15 protein-coding genes are annotated in these 19542 nt (G+C 45.3%); 13 read left to right on the top strand and 2 right to left on the bottom strand.

The window, feature by feature from the left end:
• Positions 1 to 290 precede the first annotated feature (290 nt).
• From GWR21_RS07375 to GWR21_RS07340, 8 genes are all read left to right on the top strand, one after another.
• Positions 291 to 2576, top strand: a complete 2286-nt coding sequence (locus GWR21_RS07375) for a histidine kinase dimerization/phosphoacceptor domain -containing protein (RefSeq protein ID WP_162331105.1) — start codon at positions 291 to 293, stop codon at positions 2574 to 2576.
• Positions 2577 to 2732: 156 nt separating this feature from the next.
• Entirely contained in the window at positions 2733 to 3326 is a 594-nt protein-coding gene (locus tag GWR21_RS07370; protein WP_162331104.1) for a YdeI/OmpD-associated family protein, read from the top strand.
• A 47-nt stretch (positions 3327 to 3373) separates the two neighbouring features.
• The gene (locus GWR21_RS07365; protein ID WP_162331103.1) at positions 3374 to 4216 is read left to right on the top strand and encodes an AraC family transcriptional regulator; all 843 of its coding nucleotides are present in this window, start codon (positions 3374 to 3376) and stop codon (positions 4214 to 4216) included.
• A 114-nt stretch (positions 4217 to 4330) separates the two neighbouring features.
• A complete protein-coding gene (locus GWR21_RS07360) occupies positions 4331 to 5122 on the top strand; it encodes an SDR family oxidoreductase (protein ID WP_162331102.1) in 792 nt (263 codons plus the stop codon).
• Positions 5123 to 5269: 147 nt separating this feature from the next.
• Positions 5270 to 6235 (top strand): DUF5996 family protein, encoded by a 966-nt coding sequence (locus tag GWR21_RS07355; RefSeq protein WP_162331101.1) that lies wholly within the window; start codon positions 5270 to 5272, stop codon positions 6233 to 6235.
• Between the two features lie 179 nt (positions 6236 to 6414).
• Entirely contained in the window at positions 6415 to 7317 is a 903-nt protein-coding gene (locus tag GWR21_RS07350) for a PD40 domain-containing protein (protein WP_162331100.1), read from the top strand.
• A gap of 114 nt (positions 7318 to 7431) precedes the next feature.
• Entirely contained in the window at positions 7432 to 9210 is a 1779-nt protein-coding gene (locus GWR21_RS07345) for an ABC transporter ATP-binding protein (protein ID WP_162331099.1), read from the top strand.
• Between the two features lie 320 nt (positions 9211 to 9530).
• A complete protein-coding gene (locus tag GWR21_RS07340) occupies positions 9531 to 11027 on the top strand; it encodes an acyl-CoA dehydrogenase family protein (RefSeq protein WP_162331098.1) in 1497 nt (498 codons plus the stop codon).
• On the opposite strand, the gene GWR21_RS07335 is transcribed toward GWR21_RS07340, so the two are convergent.
• Positions 11020 to 11334: a hypothetical protein gene (locus tag GWR21_RS07335; protein ID WP_162331097.1), complete on the bottom strand. Its 315-nt coding sequence runs from the start codon at positions 11332 to 11334 to the stop codon at positions 11020 to 11022. The genes GWR21_RS07340 and GWR21_RS07335 overlap by 8 nt on opposite strands.
• A 220-nt stretch (positions 11335 to 11554) precedes the next feature.
• On the bottom strand, positions 11555 to 11836 hold the full coding sequence (locus GWR21_RS07330; protein WP_162331096.1) for an RNA recognition motif domain-containing protein: 282 nt from the start codon (positions 11834 to 11836) through the stop codon (positions 11555 to 11557).
• A gap of 246 nt (positions 11837 to 12082) precedes the next feature.
• Between GWR21_RS07330 and GWR21_RS07325 the strand changes: the two genes are divergently transcribed.
• From GWR21_RS07325 to GWR21_RS07305, 5 genes are all read left to right on the top strand, one after another.
• Positions 12083 to 12592, top strand: coding sequence for a hypothetical protein (locus GWR21_RS07325; protein ID WP_162331095.1), 510 nt, complete (start codon positions 12083 to 12085; stop codon positions 12590 to 12592).
• A gap of 288 nt (positions 12593 to 12880) precedes the next feature.
• Positions 12881 to 14053 (top strand): 23S rRNA pseudouridine(2604) synthase RluF, encoded by a 1173-nt coding sequence (gene rluF, locus GWR21_RS07320; RefSeq protein WP_162331094.1) that lies wholly within the window; start codon positions 12881 to 12883, stop codon positions 14051 to 14053.
• A gap of 527 nt (positions 14054 to 14580) precedes the next feature.
• Positions 14581 to 15177: an RNA polymerase sigma factor gene (locus GWR21_RS07315; RefSeq protein WP_162331093.1), complete on the top strand. Its 597-nt coding sequence runs from the start codon at positions 14581 to 14583 to the stop codon at positions 15175 to 15177.
• Positions 15178 to 15234: 57 nt separating this feature from the next.
• Positions 15235 to 16197: a FecR family protein gene (locus GWR21_RS07310; RefSeq protein WP_162331092.1), complete on the top strand. Its 963-nt coding sequence runs from the start codon at positions 15235 to 15237 to the stop codon at positions 16195 to 16197.
• A 121-nt stretch (positions 16198 to 16318) separates the two neighbouring features.
• Positions 16319 to 19534: a TonB-dependent receptor gene (locus GWR21_RS07305; RefSeq protein WP_162331091.1), complete on the top strand. Its 3216-nt coding sequence runs from the start codon at positions 16319 to 16321 to the stop codon at positions 19532 to 19534.
• Positions 19535 to 19542: the final 8 nt, after the last annotated feature.

Genomic DNA, 19542 nt, shown 5'->3' with positions numbered 1-19542 from the left:
CATCCTATTATCTCAACAGGGCCGGTAACTACCGGCCCTTATTGATTTGTTGCAACAATTCGCGTGAAAAGACGGTGTTGCAGATTCGATAGGGAAAGAAGGTAGTCGTTTAAGGGGAGAGCGGAACCTGGATGTGAATGGGGTGAATGTGTTGGAGAAGGGGTGAAGATGTAACCGTAATTATTACAAGAAATCTGTTGAAAGCGACAAGTGAAACTATTAGCAAGGACTATACTATGCGCGGGGATCGATGTACCTTGCAAAATTACCATAAGACTAACTGGATGCGCATGAATCGGACTGCTCTCCGAACAGTTTACCTGCTTTCTTTTTTATTGATATGCTTTAATATTGGTGTGGTGGCCCAGAAAGGTGATGATCTTACCAGACTGGCCGCGCGTGTTAAGACGGACAGACTTGACACGTCATTGATCTCGCAGTTATGGCGACAGGGCGAATACTATGCCGCCAAAAATAACGCGGGCCCAAGGGAAGGCGACAGTCTGCTGATGGTAGCGGAATACATACGCACGATCAGTGAAAGGCATCAATACCAGCGAGGTAGGGGGCTGTATTTGCTGATGCAGGCAAAAGGAAAGAGGTTCTCAGGAAAGGCGGCGGAGGGAAAAGTGGAGGCAAAAAGTGCACTGGAAATGCTCAGTGCCAATGGCAGACCGCTGGAACATGCGAGTGCACTCATAGAATGGGGAGGAACGTTTTCCAACAGCATGGCAGATCTGCCGGAAAAGATAAGGTTCTATTCATCGGCAGCGAACATTTATCATCAGCAACACCATGTTTTAGAAGAGGCCCGTATACTCGAATTTGTGGCGGATCTCTATCATATTCAAAGACAATATGAACAATCGATTAAATTACTGAATGAGGCATTACGTCTCTATAAGTCGATCAATCACTCCCGTATACAGGGCGTATATGCATTGATGGGGGCAGTATACGCTGAGTCAGAAGAGTTTCTGAAGGCATTACGTTATAATCAGCTGGCAGTTTCGACTGCTGAAGAGCTGGGGGATACCACGACAACGTTGATGACGGCTATCTATAACCGGCTTGGTATGAATTATTTCGATATCCGGTCGCTTCATCAGGCAATGGGATATTACCTGAAAGGGCTCCGCTCTGCGCGCAACACCAATGATTCTCCGGCTATACGTAATCTCCTCTTGAATATTGCACAATGCGACCAGTTTTTAGGTAATTATCAGCAGGCACTGGATACTTTGCAGGTCGCTGACAAGATCCATACAATGATGGACTTGCCGGATACTATATTTTCTAATATGCTGTCGATGAGAATTCATCTACTGATGGATGATGTCAACCGCGCCTCACCTTATTACAGAAACCTGCTTATGTTTTATCATCAACGTATGATCAGCGGGGTACAAAAGCAGATGATACGTGTGGCGCTCGCTCAATATCTTCAGGCTTGCGGGCGGTTCGGCGCTTCGTATCCTTATCTGGATGCCTTTAGAGAGGATCGCGAGCGATATGGCAGTACTATTAACCGGACGTTGATATATGAACTTTGTGCATCCAGAGCTGATTCAGCAACGGGTAACATGAGTGGTGCACTTTCTCACTATCAGCGATACAAAACATTATCAGACTCGCTGGCGGCACTGACCACCGGCCGCCAGATCGGGCAGCTACAAATGGCCTTCGAAACAGAGAAAAAAGATAAGGACATTTTGTTGCTGCAGCGCATGAATAGTATTCAGCAGGAGAGTCTGCATCGCGAACGGACTATCCGCTATGTGATCATCGGCGCCGTAATACTGTTATTTGCCTTTTGCCTTGTACTGTATAAGGCATATGGCATGAAAAAAGATTCCAACCGGAAACTGGAAAGTCAGCAGGTGCAGTTAAAAAAACTATTGGACGAAAAGGAATGGCTGCTGAAAGAAATTCATCACAGGGTGAAGAATAACCTGCAAATGGTCATTAGTCTGCTGAACAGTCAGAGCGCCTTTCTGGACAACGACGCTGCTATCACGGCTATCAGAAACAGTCAGCACCGTATGTATGCGATGTCGCTGATACATCAGAAACTTTATCAGACCGAAGGATTAAGCACCATCAATATGCAATGGTATGTCAGGGAGCTGGTGAACTACATGGAAGATTGTTTCGATACATCCGGTAAGATACATTTCAACCTCGCGGTTATCTCCGCTGAATTTGACGTTGCACAGGCAGTACCTGTGGGACTAATACTGAATGAAATAGTAAGTAATGCGATAAAGTATGCGTTTCCGGGTGGACGTGGCGGTAATATTGTGATCAGCCTGGAGCAGGAAAAGAATGAGTATATACTGAAAGTGGCAGATAATGGGATCGGATTACCCGAAGATTATGATATCAGTACCAGTCAGTCACTGGGTATGAGCCTGATCTATGGGCTGAGCCAGCAGCTGGATGGCGTGTTGGAAGTACGCAACAACAAAGGTCTTTGTTTTGATCTGCGGTTTGCAGCAGGCTGTCAGTTCTACACCAATCCCGATCTGTCAACAGATCCGGCAGGTGTGTCTGTCAGGCACAGTCAGGTTGTTTAATATCAGCCCCTCCCATATTTATCTTTCTTCGCAAAACACCCCTTAATTCCGTTTCATAAACAAATCAGTACCGATGTGTAGTTTAGTTACATAGTTACGCATATATTTGTAGTCAAATGGCTACTAATGGTATTGTCCTTTTAATTAACTACTATCATGAAAAACAATACAGATCCAAGAGTTGATCAGTTCCTGGCGAAAACCAACAGATGGAAAGAGGAAATGACTTTGCTGCGAAAGATCATACTTGACATTAACCTGCTTAGGGAGGATTATAAATGGATGCATCCCTGTTATACATTTCAGTCCGCCAATGTGGTGCTTATTCACGGATTTAAGGAATACTGTGCATTGTTATTCCATAAAGGCGCGCTGTTAAAGGATGCTAAAGGGCTCTTAATTCAGCAGACAGAGAATGTGCAGTCAGCCCGTCAGCTCAGATTTACAGACATCAGCCAGATCAGGGAGCAGGAAGCGGACATCAAGGCCTATATAAAGGAAGCCATAGCCCTGGAGAAGGCAGGTGTGAAAGTTGCCATGAAAGAGACGGCAGATTATGCCGTACCGGCAGAGTTTCAGCAACGACTGGATACTAATGGGGCCCTGCAGAAGGCTTTTAACGCGCTGACGCCCGGCCGGCAACGTGGATACCTGTTTTATTTCTCTCAGGCAAAACAGTCTAAGACGCGGGAGTCGCGGATAGATAAATACCTGCAGAAGATCCTCAATGGAGAGGGGCTTGATGATTAATATTGATTAGGCAGAAGATTATTTACCTTCGGGGGAATTGGCAGTCAATGAAAAATTCCCGCGATATTCCGCTGCATACTTTACCGGCGCTCCCTTTTCTCGCGTCCGATCAGCGGACGGCATTCGGAGAACACTGGCCCAGCCACCGGATCGATTTTTATGCTATCATCTGGTTTATGGAGGATAGTGACGTACATTTTATAGATTTCGAATCTTACCCCATAAAGAAGAATGCGGTATACCTGATCGGGCAGCACCAGGTACATTCCATTCCGTCCAAAGTGCTGCCTAAAGCAAAAACGATCGTCTTCTCGGCCTCATTCTTCCATCGTATAGAAGAGCCGTTCCTCCGGCAGCTATTCCTGCCTTTCGCCAATGATGGCATAGCTATCCCCGATCAGATGTGTGGACCATTAGCTGAGCTGTTCAATCTGATCGTACTGGAGAATAACGGACCGTCCGACCTTACGTTGCTCCTGAAATATACTACCGTTTTTCTGTGGCATCTTTACCGTTTTGCCAATCATCAGTTAACAGTTACCGCAGGAGAAGACAGCCGCATCATCAAATTATTCTACCTGCTGGAAGAACATTATACAGAGGAAAGATCTGCCAGCTTCTATGCGCAGCAGATCGGGCTGACGCCTAAGAGGACCAATGAGATCCTACGGGAGAGGACAGGGATGACCATCAGTCAGCTGTTGTACCAGTTACTGCTGATAGAAGCAAAGCGTGCATTGTTTCATGGTAAAATGTCCATCAAGGAGATTGCCTATCAACTTGGTTTCACCGATCAGTCATACTTCGCACGGTTTTTTAAAAAGCATACCGGCATAACGCCGGAGGAATTCAGAGAAAAGGAAAGTCCCCGCTTCCGGATACCATCTTAACCATCATGTTCAGATTGTGCTAATGGTCGTGCAGATTGTGCGGCACTTTTCGTTGTTTTTCAGGGAACTTTAGTCCCTTATCAGCTTTTGTTTCACACAATAAAAACTAAATAGATGGGACGTTTAAAAGATAAGGTAGTCGTAATTACAGGAGCAGCAATGGGACTTGGTTTGGCAGCCGCATCAGAGGCTGCAAAGAATGGTGCAATATTATCCCTGGTGGATTATAATGCGGAATCCCTGGAGAAGGCGAAAGCAGAATTGCTGAGTAAATACCCAGATATAAAGATATTAACTTCGGTGGCAGATGTTTCCAATGAAGCTGCTGTAAAAAAGTATGTGGACGATACCGTGAAGGAATTTGGTACTATACACGGATTTTATAATAACGCAGGTATTGAGGGGCGGCAGGCACCAATGGTGGAGTACGACCTGGATGTGTTCAGGAAAGTGATTGATATTAACCTGATGGGTGTTTATTATGGGTTGAGGTATATCATTCCGGTGATGCAGCAACAATCGTATGGCAGGATCGTCAATGTGGCTTCAGTAGGTGGTATAAGAGGCGTGATGAATCAGACAGCCTATGTGGCTACGAAACATGCAGTTGCCGGTATCACGAAGAACGCTGCACTGGAATATGGCAGAGATGGCATCCTTACGAATGCGATCGCTCCTGGCGCTATCCTGACGCCAATGGTTGCGGAGGCGTTCAAACAGGTAAATCCTGCGGATCCGAAAGCAGCAGAAACAATATATGCACAGGCGAATCCTACTAAACGTCTTGGTTTACCCGAGGAAGTAGGTAAGCTGGTGGTATTCCTGCTGAGCGACGATTGTAGCTACGTGAGCGGACAGGTAATAGCCATTGACGGCGGACAATCAAACAGCTATGGTAATGTGTAATGAGTCGTAATACTGGAGGTAGCCGTCTCGCATAATGCGCGGCGGCTTTTTTATTCTGGCCTGCTGTTGATGTGATTTGAGATAATGCTTCTGTTTTTCAGTAACTTACTACAGTAAGACGATACTGTTTACTTTCAAAGTTAAGTTATGAAAGGATCACTTTTACAACAGGACAACTGGCCTGTATTGAAATTTGACGAACTGAAAGGTACATTGGCGGCGGTCCATCTATGGACGCAGATAGTGGGAAAGATCCGTCTCCGGAAGATGCCCTGGTTAAATCATTCGTGGCATGTGACATTGTATGTGACGGCTCATGGACTTAGCTCAGGCAGTATGCCGTATGAGCATGGGATCTTTCAGATGGATTTCGACTTTCAGCAACATCAGCTGATCATTACCACCAGTAAAGGGAACCGGGAAACAGTTGCGTTGGCGCCAGGGACAGTGGCAGACTTTTACAAAGAGGTGTTCAGAAAGCTGTCGGCGGCGGGTGTAACGCTATCGATCTACACAACGCCTAACGAACTGGAAGGGGCGACCCCTTTCGAGGAGGATCATGAACAGCGTCCGTACGATAAGCTGAAAATGGAGGATTACTGGCAGGCGCTGGTACGGGTACACAATGTACTGACGCGTTTCAGGTCGGGCTTTACTGGTAAGTGTAGTCCGGTACATTTCTTCTGGGGTGCTTTTGACCTGGCGGTTACCAGGTTCTCAGGCAGGGATGCGCCTTTGCACCATGGTCAGGCACCTAACATGCCGGCGGAGGTGATGCAGGAATCTTATTCAAAGGAAGTCAGCTCCTGTGGCTTCTGGTCAGGCAGTGAGCAATATCCGCATCCGGTGTTCTACTCTTATTGTTATCCGGGTAATGAGGCATTCGGAGAGCAGCCTGTTCAGCCAGCCGGCGCTTTTTATAGTAAAGAGATGGGGGAGTACCTGCTGCATTACGATGTGGTACAACAGGCAGATCATCCTGAAGAGACGTTACTGGCCTTTCTGGAATCTACTTATGAGGCATGTGCCAATACGGCCAACTGGGATCGTGAAGCACTGGAATGTGACCTTTCTAAATATGAAAAGGAATACGGCTGTTTTAAGCAGGTATAAGCCGTTTTGGAGAAGAATGATCCTTAGTAGATCTTAAGGTGGCTATTCGGCCTGAAATCTACTGGTTGTTACAGTATATCAGTGCATATAGAAAAAGTACTACATTTACCAGGTCGTAATGATGCAGGTCGCCATTGCCGGTTCCGATAAGGTGTTAATTCCCCAAAATCAATATATACATGATGAAGCTAGTTTTGTTCGTGCTCATACTGCTCTCTCAAATCAAAGCCTTTGCGCAAACAACAATAAAGTCATCTACAGCATATTTAGGCGAAACACCACCAGGTATGACGCCCGTTAAATTTGCGCCTGGCGTTATATCATTGCCGGATCAGCATGAATTTGGTTCCGTCTTTTCGCGTGACGGACACGAATGCTATTATGCTGTTGATATAAAGGGCAGGGCGGAGATCAGGTACATGCAGCTGAAGAAGGGACAATGGACAAAACCGGTAACAATACTTACTGATCCTTTATTTAGTTATAATGACCCTATGTTGTCTCCGGATCAAAACAGGCTATACTTTATATCTGATCGCCCAGTAGTCGGATCGGCCGATAAAAAGGATTACGATATCTGGTATGTGAAAAGAAAAGGGGATCGCTGGTCAGCACCTGTTAATGCAGGCAAAGCTATCAATTCCGGCAGGCATGAATACTACGTATCTTTCTCAAATAGCGGCACTATGTATTTTTCATCCAATAGCCATGCGAACGAGAAGAGAACGGACAACTTTGATATCTATGCCGCTTCCTGTGTAAATGACGAATTCGGGCAACCTGTTCCTTTGCCGGACGCCATTAATACGGTAGCTTATGAAGCAGATGTTTTTGTAGCAGGTGATGAATCCTATCTTATCTTTTGTGCTGCGCGTGCTGATGGATATGGTGCGGGGGATCTTTACATTAGTTTCAGAAAGCGTGATGGTACATGGACGAACGCAAAGAACATGGGAGACAGGATCAATACCCCGGGGCACGAGCTGTGTCCTTTTGTGACGGCAGACGGAAAGTATTTGTTCTACACCAGCAGCAGGGATATTTACTGGATAGATGCCCGCGTTATAGATACCTTCAGGTAACGTTGTGGTTGCCTAAACGAAGCGGGATGATTCAGCTATGCTGATGTGCCGGTCTACCGGCCTACTTTGGCTGCTTTTTATATCTTTGCATTTTTATTCTAACATTTCCCTGCTATGGCAAACCCATATGTATCCCTGCTGCGCACAGCCTGGCGCTACGCGCGGACAGAGAGAAAACGATATGTATTGGTATATGCGATGTTCGTTGTCTCTTCAATTATCAACGCTTTATATCCGGTGCTGCTGGGGTGGTTTATCAGTAAGATCCAGCAGGACACACAACAGGTCCTGCATTATGCCTTCTTATACGCTGCCAGCTATTTTGTGCTCAAATTTATTGAATGGTGCTTTCACGGTCCTGCCCGTATCATGGAACGTGAGCTCGCGTTTAATCTAAGCCGTAATTTTTTACAGGAAAGGTATCATCAGGTATTGCACCTGCCGGTAAAGTGGCACCAGGACCATCACAGTGGTGCTACTATTAATCGTATACGTAAAGCGTACGATGCACTGAAGACCTTCTTTGATCATGGCTTTATGTACCTGCGGGCCGTAGGGAAGCTCATTTTTTCAGTTGTCGCTATTGTATATTTTTCACCTTTATTTGGTACGATCGGTATTTTGCTGGGCGTGATCACGATCTGGGTACTCTTTAAATTTGACAAGCCCTTCATCCGTACACTGGATGAGGTCAACGAAAAGGAGCATGTGGTGTCTTCCACCTTGTTCGACAGTCTGTCTAACATTATGACGGTGATCACCCTGCGGTTGGAGAAGAGTATGGAGACCGGTCTGTTATCCAAGGTACATAATATAATACCACCGTTTAAAAAGAACATCCGTGTAAATGAATGGAAGTGGTTTGTAGCAGATATGCTGATTACGGTCATTTATTGTGTGGTAGCAGTGGGTTACATTCTGCAATACTGGAAGCCGGGAACGGTATTTTACGTAGCGGGACTAGTTACTTTACTGGGATATGTCAATCAGTTCACCAGTGTGTTTTATGATTTTGCCTGGCAATATACGGATATTACGCAGTATAACACCTATGTACAAACGGCGGCCAATATTGACGAGGCATTTAAAAGACAGCATCGTCCGGATGCACCGACGGACCTGCCAGATACATGGCGGGAGATCAATATCAAAGACCTGAGCTTTTCTCATCGTGACGCATATGATAGTGAGCACGCTCCGCAAAGTTTACACCAGTTGAATATCAACATACCCAGAGGTAAACGCATTGCGCTGATAGGAGAGAGTGGCAGTGGCAAAAGTACGCTCCTGTCGTTGCTCCGTGGATTATACGATCCGCAGCCCGGTATGCAGCTTACGGTAGACGGGAAATCATATGAACTGGATACGCTCAATGAAACCGTGACGCTTTTTCCGCAGGAGCCGGAGATATTTGAGAATACCATCGCCTATAATGTTACACTTGGTCTGCCATTCAGTGAGGCCGATATTGAGGAGGTATGTGAAAGCGCGCATTTTACGGAAGTGATCAGGCAACTGCCACTGGGACTGGAATCGGATATCCGCGAGAAGGGAGTCAACCTTTCCGGAGGGCAGAAACAGCGGCTGGCACTCGCGCGTGGGATACTCGCTGCACGTGAGAGTGAGGTGGTATTGCTGGATGAGCCAACGAGTAGCGTGGATCCGAAGACGGAAGTCATGATCTATAGTAAGTTGTTCAGCGCATTTGCAGATAAAGCTGTAATATCTTCAATTCACCGTCTGCATTTGCTGACGCATTTTGACTATGTATATGTGCTCGAACAGGGAAGGATTGTAGCGGAGGGCACTTTTGAAGATTTACGGCAGAACAGCCCTGTTTTCCAGGAATTATGGAAACACCAGAAGGAGACCATGGGAAAGCATTTCCTGTAAGAATTATAAAACAAAGGTCTGGCAGGAATGCCGGACCATGCTTGCTTAAACCTACAACTATTACACTATTCTGTAAAGTCAGTTTGTGGCCTGCACTGATCCTGCTGATACTCCTGTTTGTTTTTACATGGGTATTAAAAATGGGCTGTTCCACATGGCGTGATCGTCACTAAAGGGTTATCTGGAAAACTGGCACATTATTTCGGCTAGTGATATGAAGGGGAACATTATTACCAGTGAATGACCTGGTATTGTAAACCGAAAGAGATGTTTTAGCCGTTGTAGTTGAATTTATTCCGAGATAATTAAAGATAACCGTAATGCGAGATGCAAGTCTTAATGATTTTATAGCAAATTTTGAATATAGACTCAGGCAGATATTCTATGAGTCTAATGATATCAACCAACTAAGCCTGCAGCGGGGTTTACCTGATCATATGTGGAAGGATATCATGGATATGGTGCCATTATCGGTCGCGATACCAACTGAATATGGCGGCCGTGGTTGTATTGTAAAAGAATGTTTATCCCTGCTGTCAGCCGCTTCTTACGAGTCCTTACCGTTGTCCTTAACTTTTGGTATTAACATCGCCTTATTTCTGGAGCCGTTAGCGAAATATGGGAATGTCGAAATCAAGAAGGAGGTATTTGACAGTTTCCTGCACAAGCAAAGTATGGGTGGATTGATGATCACGGAACCTGATTTCGGCAGTGATGCACTGAATATGGCGACTGCCTATCGTGAACTGACAGATTCGTTTACTGTGAAAGGGTTGAAGCACTGGCAGGGATTGACCGGTCAGGCCAATTTTTGGTTGATAGCGGCGAGGAAGGACCTGGGAAATGGCAATCTGTCAAGAGACATAGATTTTTTCCTTGCGGATAACAGTGCGCCGGAGCAGGAGGTCATTGTTGAATCTTATTTCAATAACCTGGGTTTGTACATGATCCCTTATGGATTGAACAGGATTGACATTGAAGTGCCGAAAACGCACCAGCTGATCAAGAGAACAACTGGCATTAAGATGATGCTGGACATACTGCACAGGAGCCGGATGCAGTTTCCGGGTATGGGAATGGGATTTATTAAGCGTATGCTTGATGAGGCGATGGACCACACGAAGAGCAGGATGGTAGGCGCCAGCAATTTATTTGCAATGGACTCTATTAAGTTTCAGTTGTCCCGTATTCAGACTGCCTTTACAATTTGTTCGGCCATGTGTTATAAGAGCAGCAGCATGAGTGGCATTGAGCATAGCCTTGCAGGCGAGGGACTGGAGGCAAACAGTATGAAGGCGCTGGTGACAGATCTCATGCATGAATCGGCACAGTTATGTCTGCAGTTGTCCGGGGCCAACGGGTATAAAATAAATCATATCGCAGGACGGGGCATTGTAGACAGCAGACCCTTTCAGATCTTCGAGGGGTCTAATGAAATGTTATACACCCAGATTGCGGAAATGGTCATGAAAGATATGAAACGTGGGCAAGTGAGGAACCTGTATGCTTTCTTGTCAGCATTCAGGCTCACAAAGCGTTCCTCCCCTTATTTCAGGGAGCAGCTGGACTTTCATATCTCAGAAACACTTACACAGCGGAAACTGGTAGACCTGGGTAGGATTATCAGCCGGCTGATTTGTACAGATTATACACTGGAAATGGAGGATGTTGGTTATAGGTCGGATCTTGTACAGAGTTGTATTGGCAATATGAAGGTGGACATAGCTCACCTGATATCCAATCTTTCAATGGAAAATATAGCAACACCGGTAGATGACTATCTGGAGGGGAGTGACTGGCTGGACTTCATTAAATAGCAACAGCTAAATATTGGGTCCGTTGCAGGAATTCCTGGAGATATTGTTTGATGAGGTACACGAGTTTCTTATGAAACCAGTCAATGGTTAACAGGTCTCTGTTAGTCGCAATGTACTCCCGTGCTTTTTCTTCCAGCTTCATCCGCAGTTTGTCCATATATTTCATCGTCGATGACTGTACCAGATGTTCGTTTTTTCTTCTGTCAACGTATTTGATGGAGAAGAGGAACTCCGCGTAAACAGCATTCAGGAAGGAGAGTGCTGTATTGCCAAAGACGTTTAGAAGATTTTCATCTCTGTTGTACATATGTATTAGTTTATTAGTGTGAAAAAGGCTGTCTTTTCAACCGGAAATGAATAGTTATCATAAATGGTCGATAGCGTCTATCAGTAGCTATGTGGGCTTAGTAGGAGGATATTGCCGGAAATATAAACTGAAGGAGGGTAACAAAAGGTATAGCTACTGCAACGTGGTCAGATATGAAATAAAAGAGGGAAAGAGAGATGCTCCCTTTCCCCTTATCAATTTACCATTGATTATTATTGTAAGACCTTGCTGGTCTTTCTTCTCTTGGTCTGGCTTTACTAACAGCGATTGTTTTTCCTTCAACGGATGATCCATCCATTTCCTGAATGGCCTTTTGTGCTTCCGCATCATTAGGCATATTAACAAAACCAAAGCCTCTGCTGCGGTTAGTAAATTTATCAAAGATTACATTAGCTGAATTAACTACGCCGAATTTAGAGAATTGATTTATCAGATCCTCATTTGCGACATAAGGACTCAGATTAGATACATAAATATCCATTTCTTGAGATTTTAATTATTAAAATTAGTTGATTGAGGTAACGCAGGTGGTAAAAAAGAAGGCTAAAAAGGAAACTTACTTACTAAGTGCCGGTAGACTCAAACATTTGATCCGCCTAAAGGTAGGTATTATTAATTCCCCTGCCTAATTTATTTATTTTCCGATGTTATGGATGTGGACGATAGTGGGCAGTTTGATACAAATGTGTTCGCAACAATATGGATTTGTAATCGTACCTTCCATGTTATGGAATACAACGAACAAGACCAAATAGCCACATTTGATAAATGTGTTGCTTTCCTGAATGAGGTAGGTATCCAAACGTCATTTCGAAGCATAGGCGAGGAGAGTTTCCTGCCAGGGCTCCTGATTGAAAACGGTAACATTGTTATTGATAAAGATAGTTTGCAGCATCCTGGAGATATCCTGCATGAAGCGGGGCATATTGCGGTAGTGCCTTCAGTGGACCGTCCCCGCCTGACTGCAGAGACGATCATTAAAAGAAAGGACCGGGAAGCGGAAGAAGTAATGGCGATAGCCTGGTCATATGCTGCCTGCATGCATCTGGGAATAGATCCTGCTTATGTTTTTCATATCGACGGTTATAGAGGTGGGAGCCATGATATAATGGAAAGTTGCGGTAAGAATGAGTATATTGGTATGTTTATGCTGCAGAGTGTTGGTATGGCAAAGGCCGGGAAAAAAGGCCGGGGAGGGATCTCAAATCCGCATATAACGAACTGGCTGCGTAGATGATCCTTTTCCCGGAACATCGGCTTATTTGAGCCCCCGTCAAGGGTGCCTGAGAAATTATATACAAAGGGGTGTCGCATTGTGTGGCACCCTTTGTTGTTTAATGTGTTATGTGCAGCTGGCAGTGGTGTTTTATATCCTGTCCGGCCGGTTGCTTACAGATGGAGGGATCATTATTTTGATATTTTATATTGATAATCAATTCGTTGAAAGGATTTATTTTTTTCCTTTCAAATACCGACTTTTGCATCTGGAAGGTATTCGCCTGCCATCTTAAAATATACTACATCATTGGACCAATCAATCAGTTTAAATAAGTTCATCAGTGATACCGGCTATTGTTCACGCCGGGAAGCCGACAACCTCATTACACAGGGCAGGGTACTACTAAATGACCGGCCGGCTTCGCTGGGTAACCGGTATAAACCCGGAGATACTGTTGAGGTAGATGGCAGTCTTATTACAGCTGCCAAAAAAGAGAAGCGTATCTACCTGGCGCTTAACAAGCCACCTGGCATCACGACCACTACTGAGTTGCACATCAAGGATAATATTATCAGCTTCGTTAATCATCCCCAGCGAATATTCCCTATCGGTCGTCTTGACAAAGACTCCGAAGGGCTCATCTTCCTGACCAATGACGGCGACATCATCAATAAGATCCTGCGCGCTGCCAATAATCACGAAAAAGAATACGTGGTGAGGGTGAACAAGCCTATCAATACAATGTTCCTGCAACAAATGTCGCAGGGTGTTCCTATTCTGGATACCCGTACGCTTCCCTGTAAAGTGCAGATGATGGGACGTCAGACGTTCCGTATCACCCTTACACAGGGACTGAACCGGCAGATCAGGCGTATGTGTGAATACCTTGGCTATACGGTGATAGGGTTACAGCGCGTACGTATCATGAACGTTCGCCTTGACAAACTGCCGTTAGGTAAATGGCGTTACCTGAGTGATGCTGAAGTTGCACAGCTGAAAGACAGCGTGTCCGATTCCAGTAAGGTGTCAGATGACAGTAGTGCGTCTGCGCGGAAAAAGAAGACGGCAGCACCTATTCCGGAAAAGGAAAAGGCGCCTTCCAGGTTTAACAGGACATCCACGCATAAATCCAGGGGCACTGCTGAGACAAAGGAACAGCCGAAAAGTGGTAAGGAACCGTCCAAATCAGGTTTCAACGCGGGGACTAAATCTGCTGCTCATAAGCCTGATGCAGGAAAGTCGGCGCCTAGGGACGGCAGGCCACAGTCTGGCGGTAAAGGAAAGCCACAGGAGAAGTCCTGGAAGAAAGAGGGGCCGGCGGCTAAGGATGGTAAGCCACAGTCTGGCGGTAAAGGTAAAGTACAGGAGAAGTCCTGGAAGAAGGAAGGCCCGGCACAGAAACCAGCTTCATCACGCAGAGGAAAGCCTGCTGGTCCGGCAAAGCCAGCAAAAGACGCAGCCAGGAAAAAAAGGAGATAGGACTGATAACGTATAACTATAACGCCCCGGTACCGCTTCATTGCGTACCGGGGCGTTGTATTAGAGGCGATGACGGTTTTAAGACGATTTACCGGCCTCTTTTATCCTTCGCCGCCAGGTATCATTTTGATGGGTAGTTTTCTCTTCTTTGAGGGCTGCTATTTCATTTATGAGGCTCTGTAAGTTTGCCCCTTTCCTCCGATATATTTCCATGACATCACTTTTGCTCATCTCTATTTCAAAGTACTTCGTTTTGCCCTCACTGATAGAGGTAACATATCCAATGGAGTATTTACAGTAACCTCCATAGAAACCAAGGATATCTTTAATACCTTCTTATGATAACGCTACGTAATTAATGAGCAAAGGTATTGGAATATCCTATGGCATAAATAACACAGGCGTTGTAGCTGTGCTGGCCTGTTATCTCACCATGATTCATTCATAGCGAACCTGTTTATTGATAGATCACTTAACCTTAATTTAATATAATAAACCTTTACCCAAGCTCTATATTTGAGCACCATATGCATGTTGTTCAAGATATAGACAGTTCGTTGCTGACAGCTTTGAGAAAGGGTGATGAATTTGCGTTCAGGGTACTGTATGAGCGTTACTGGACAGAGTTGTACACGATGGCCTATCGCAGGCTGGGTGATGAAGAAGCTGCAAAAGATATTGTTCAGAATATATTTGTTAATCTCTGGACGTCGCGGAAAGAGATCTTTATTGCAACCAGTCTTGCTCCTTATCTCAACCGTGCTGTACGTAATAAGACTATCAGCTTTTATAAAAAGAACCTCGCTTCCCTGTCAAGAGAAACCTATTTCCAGCATGAGCAGGTACAGTATACCCCCGAATCAGACCTGGAGGCCAAAGAGCTGGAAGCAGTTATCAATAATGAAATCTCTCAGATGTCAGATACAATGCGCCGGGCATTTGTATTAAGCCGGCAGGAGAATAAATCTATCCGGGAAATAGCTACAGAACTATCACTCTCCGAACAGACCATCAAAAATAATATCTCGCAGGCGCTTGACCGGTTACGTAAGAAAACACAGTTGTTCTATTCAGAACCAGCCAATCTTTTAGGCATTGCTGTCATTCTGTTAACAAAGCCGTAACATTCTGATAACATTCGGTCGAAGTACTTTTTTCGTTCGGCGTGGTTGAGTTATTATATGGACGATAATAACAACTATTTGCAGGACGACCAACTGGACAGGCAGGCCAAAGCATGGTATGATCAGACAGATGATGCACAGCCTTATGATGCATTCGGTAGTAGCATGCGTAAAACGGAGATAGGTAATGAGATCTATGACCGTATACAGCGCAATATTATATATAGAAGTAAACGTTCCTTCCTTCCTTTGAAAATAGCAGCGGCAGTACTCGCGCTCATCATCAGTACTATGATGGTGTATAGACATTTTCAGCATCCTGTTGTACCCGCAACACCCACATGGACAACAATTAGTTCCGGCGAAAATGAAGTTAAGAACGTCACCTTACCAGATAGTAGTGTTATTCGTCTGCAAGGCAATTCCACTATCCGCTATGCAACGGCTTTCCTGGCAGGAACGGCGCGTCATGTAACGTTAGAGGAAGGAGCGGCCTTCTTCGATGTGCACAGGGATGCCTCAAGGCCTTTTACTGTGTATACAAAGGGTTTTCGTATCAAGGTACTGGGTACCTCTTTTAATATCTCTGCATACAGCGACCGGCCGGATTTTAAGATAGATGTGGTAAGCGGAAAGATCAGGGTAGAGCAGGATGGTCCGTCAGGTACGAAGATACTGGCAAAGGGAATGGCACAAGACCAGTGTCTGACCGTTGATCTGGCTTCGGCTGATTACAAGATAGTGCAGCATACAAATGTTGTTAATTCCAAAATTAAGCCCGTTAGTACAATCAGGCACCTGACACTGCAGCAGATCGCTCGGGTACTGGGAGATAAATACAACCTGTTCGTACAGTTAAACAATCCGGATAATGACACATCCACTTATGTTGTTGACCTCGGTCAAAGATCCCTTGAAGGAACATTAAAGACGCTGACGGAGCAGACAAGCTTTAGTTATACGATCGTGAATGGCCAACATCTGATTATCCAACCAAAAACAGCAGGACACATGGAATAAGCGGACATACAAATAACAAAGCAAAAGTGGTGACACACTTTTGCTTTGGCAAGAGGTCATGAAGCCACCTCCTGTATTTTAATTAACTAACTGATTAAAAAATTAATTAAAACATCACAAGATGCAATTTTTTCTGCAAAGAATGATAAAACGCTTTAGGGGTTTTATTAATTCTCACTCCTTTATCGCCCATATAGCTGTAGTGTTCCTTCTTCTGGTCATTGCCGGCAGTACATCTGCACAATCGACTGACGCCTCTATCTCCGGTAAGATCACCTCCAGGGATGGCAGGGAATTGGCTGGCGTATCCGTCACTGTACGGAATGAGTCTACAGGATTCCAGTCTGTAACTATTACAAATAAGGAAGGTAAATACTCCTTTATCCAGTTGCCGCTGGGAAAGCCTTATACAGTGAAAGCCGCATTTGTGGGCTTCACTTCACAGATCAAAAATCAGTTGTCTGTTAACCAGGGCGATAACCTCATCATTGATTTCGTGATGGGGGAGTCCGTGAGCCATCTGAAGGAGATTACCATCAACGCGAATACGTTGACTAAAAGAATCGACCGCCTGGGTTCCAGTACAGCCATCACGGCACAGAATATCCAGCAGTTGCCTGCACAGAACAGGAACTTTAACAACCTGTCTGCCCTGGCGCCTACTACGAATGGTACAAATATCAGCGGACAGCGGGCATCCTCTACGAATTTCCTGATAGATGGCGCCAGCGCAAGGAACAACCTGACTTCCGGTGCACTGGGTAGCGGACCTTATTCCCTTTCCCTGGAAGCTATCCGCGAGTTTGAGGTGATCACCAACGTATATGATGTGACACAGGGCCGTCAGGGTGGCGGTGCTGTAAGTGTGGTCACTAAGTCAGGTACCAATACACTGACCGGCAGCGTGTTTGATTACTACCGTTCTGATTTCCTTGCCAGCCAGTATGATATCCGCGGGAATAAGCGTCAGCAGCAGTTTACGACTAATCAATATGGTTTCAGCCTGGGTGGTCCTATCATCAAGGATAAACTGCATTTCTTTACCGCTTTTGACAGACAGGACGAGAAGCTACCTTTCTATATTGCAGATCTGAAGGACGATAACGATGTGATCGCAAATCGCATTAGCAGGGGCGCGCTGGACACATTGCTCAATATCGCAAGAACGAAATATGGACTGAGTAATAATCAGCAGGTAGGAGAGTTTCAGCGTAAGACACTGGCGAATACCTTATTCATCCGACTGGACTGGCAGATCAACGCAAAGAACCGTCTGACTATCCGTAATAACTATAGCGACTGGAAGAATCCCAATAGCAACAGCGATAACTCGACTATCAACTTGTTTGAAGTGTGGGGTAATTTTAAGTCAAGAGAGAACAGTACGTTGGCATCTCTGCGTACACAGTTCGCGCCGAACTTCCTCAATGAGCTGAAAGTACAGTACCAGACAGCCACACGTAACTATTATCCTAACAGCGAACTGCCTGCTGCCAACATTCCGCGTGCAATTGTTACCGTACGTTCATTTCTGCCGAATGGAACTTTCGGTAATACAACCGTGCAGCTGGGAGGACAACGTTTCTTCCCGGAGAGCAACCTGGAGAACCAGGTGCAACTGGTGAATACATCTTATCTGACGAAAGGGAAATACCGTTTTACCTTTGGTACGGATAATACGCTCACCTACCTGGATACCTATATTTCCAGTGAGCAGAACGGCCGTTTCATCTTCAATAGCCTGGAAGACTTCGCTAATCTAAATCCATCCCGTTACGCGAGAGAGGTGCCTTTAAAAGGGATACCATCCGTGCAGCAATGGGTTGTGAATGGTTCCGTGTTCGGACAGGTGCAGTTTGAGCCGGTAAAGCATGTAGAAGCATTAATCGGTTTAAGATGGGACATCACCGGGTACCTGAGTCAGGCAGACTATAATCCTGCCGTTGACAAAGCCTTCGGCTTGCGTACTGACAGTAAGATCACTGATGCCGGTAAAATTCAACCGCGCTTACAGTTAACGTGGGATGTGAAAGGTAACAAAACCGATATTATACGTTTAGGTGCCGGCATGTTCTCAGCCTATCCGGTAAACTATGCACAGGTAAATAATATTCAGAACAGCGGTACTATGGTCGCTTCTGTCGATGTGTCGCGTCCGGCTAGTGGTCCCAGTCTCGTGCCGGTACCTGACTTCCCTTCCTACAGAAAAGATCCTGGTACTGCTCCCGGCCTGATCTCGGGCGTTCCTACCGTCTCTACCATTAATCTGAATGATCCGCATCTGAAGATGCCTTCTATCTTCAAAAGTAACCTGAGCTATAACAGGATCTTAGGTGACTGGCTGCGTGTAGGGGTGAATTTCCTTTATTCATACACCAGCAACAATTATGTATACATTGATCAGAACCTGGTGGACCAGCCGTTTTTCCGTTTGTCAAACGAGGCTAACCGCGCAGTGTTCGTGCCTGCCAATACGATCACGGCTACTGGTACCACTAACAACGTATTGGGTAGGAAAACAAGTGCAGTAGGCAGAACACTGATGCTGACGAACGGGGCTAAGCTGAGACAGGCAGCGATGATTGTGGATGCGAGTATCAGGTATTATAAGGATGGCTATTTCAACGTAAGCTATACCCTGAACGATGCAAAAGACAACTCATCCTATAATGGTAACGTTGCCAATACCTCTACCTTCAGACCTGTGAAATCTGATCCGCGTGATATGACAGAAATGAACTACTCAGATAACCAGTTCAGGCATAAGCTTGTCCTGTATGGCGCCACACCAAGTCTGAAAGGTTTCGTATTTGCAGGTACTTTCAGAGGTATCGGCGGTACCCGTTACTCTATGACCGTAGATGCAGATATTAACGGCGACTTTGTGGGTGGTCCTGGTGACGATAATGACCTGGCCTTTGTATTCGACCCTTCGAACCCTAACACGCCTGCCGATATTAAGGCGTCAATGGAGAAGGTGCTCGCGAATCCGGAGAACCGGGCAGTAAAATATATCCGTAACAGCCTTGGCAAAATTGCTGACCGTAATGGTGGTTCTAATCCGTTTGCAGGTACCTTTGATGTGAGATTGCAGAAAACTTTCAAAACATTTAAAACACAGGGCTTGACCTTTAGTGTTGATGTTTTTAACGTTGCTAATCTCCTTAACAAGAACTGGGGTGTAAACTATAACCTCGGTAACCAGAGCCTGCTTTTTGTAAACGGATTTGATCAGGCTACGCAAACATATAAGTATCGTGTAAATGAGAACGTGGGTGTGACCACTAAGAACGGTACACCATATCAGGTACAGCTGGGAGCTCGCTATTCATTCTAAAGTAAGTT

Source organism: Chitinophaga agri (assembly GCF_010093065.1).
GTDB classification, from domain to species: Bacteria; Bacteroidota; Bacteroidia; order Chitinophagales; family Chitinophagaceae; genus Chitinophaga; species Chitinophaga agri.
Note: the sequence above shows the minus strand (reverse complement) of the source record. Positions and strands in the feature narration are given on the sequence as shown.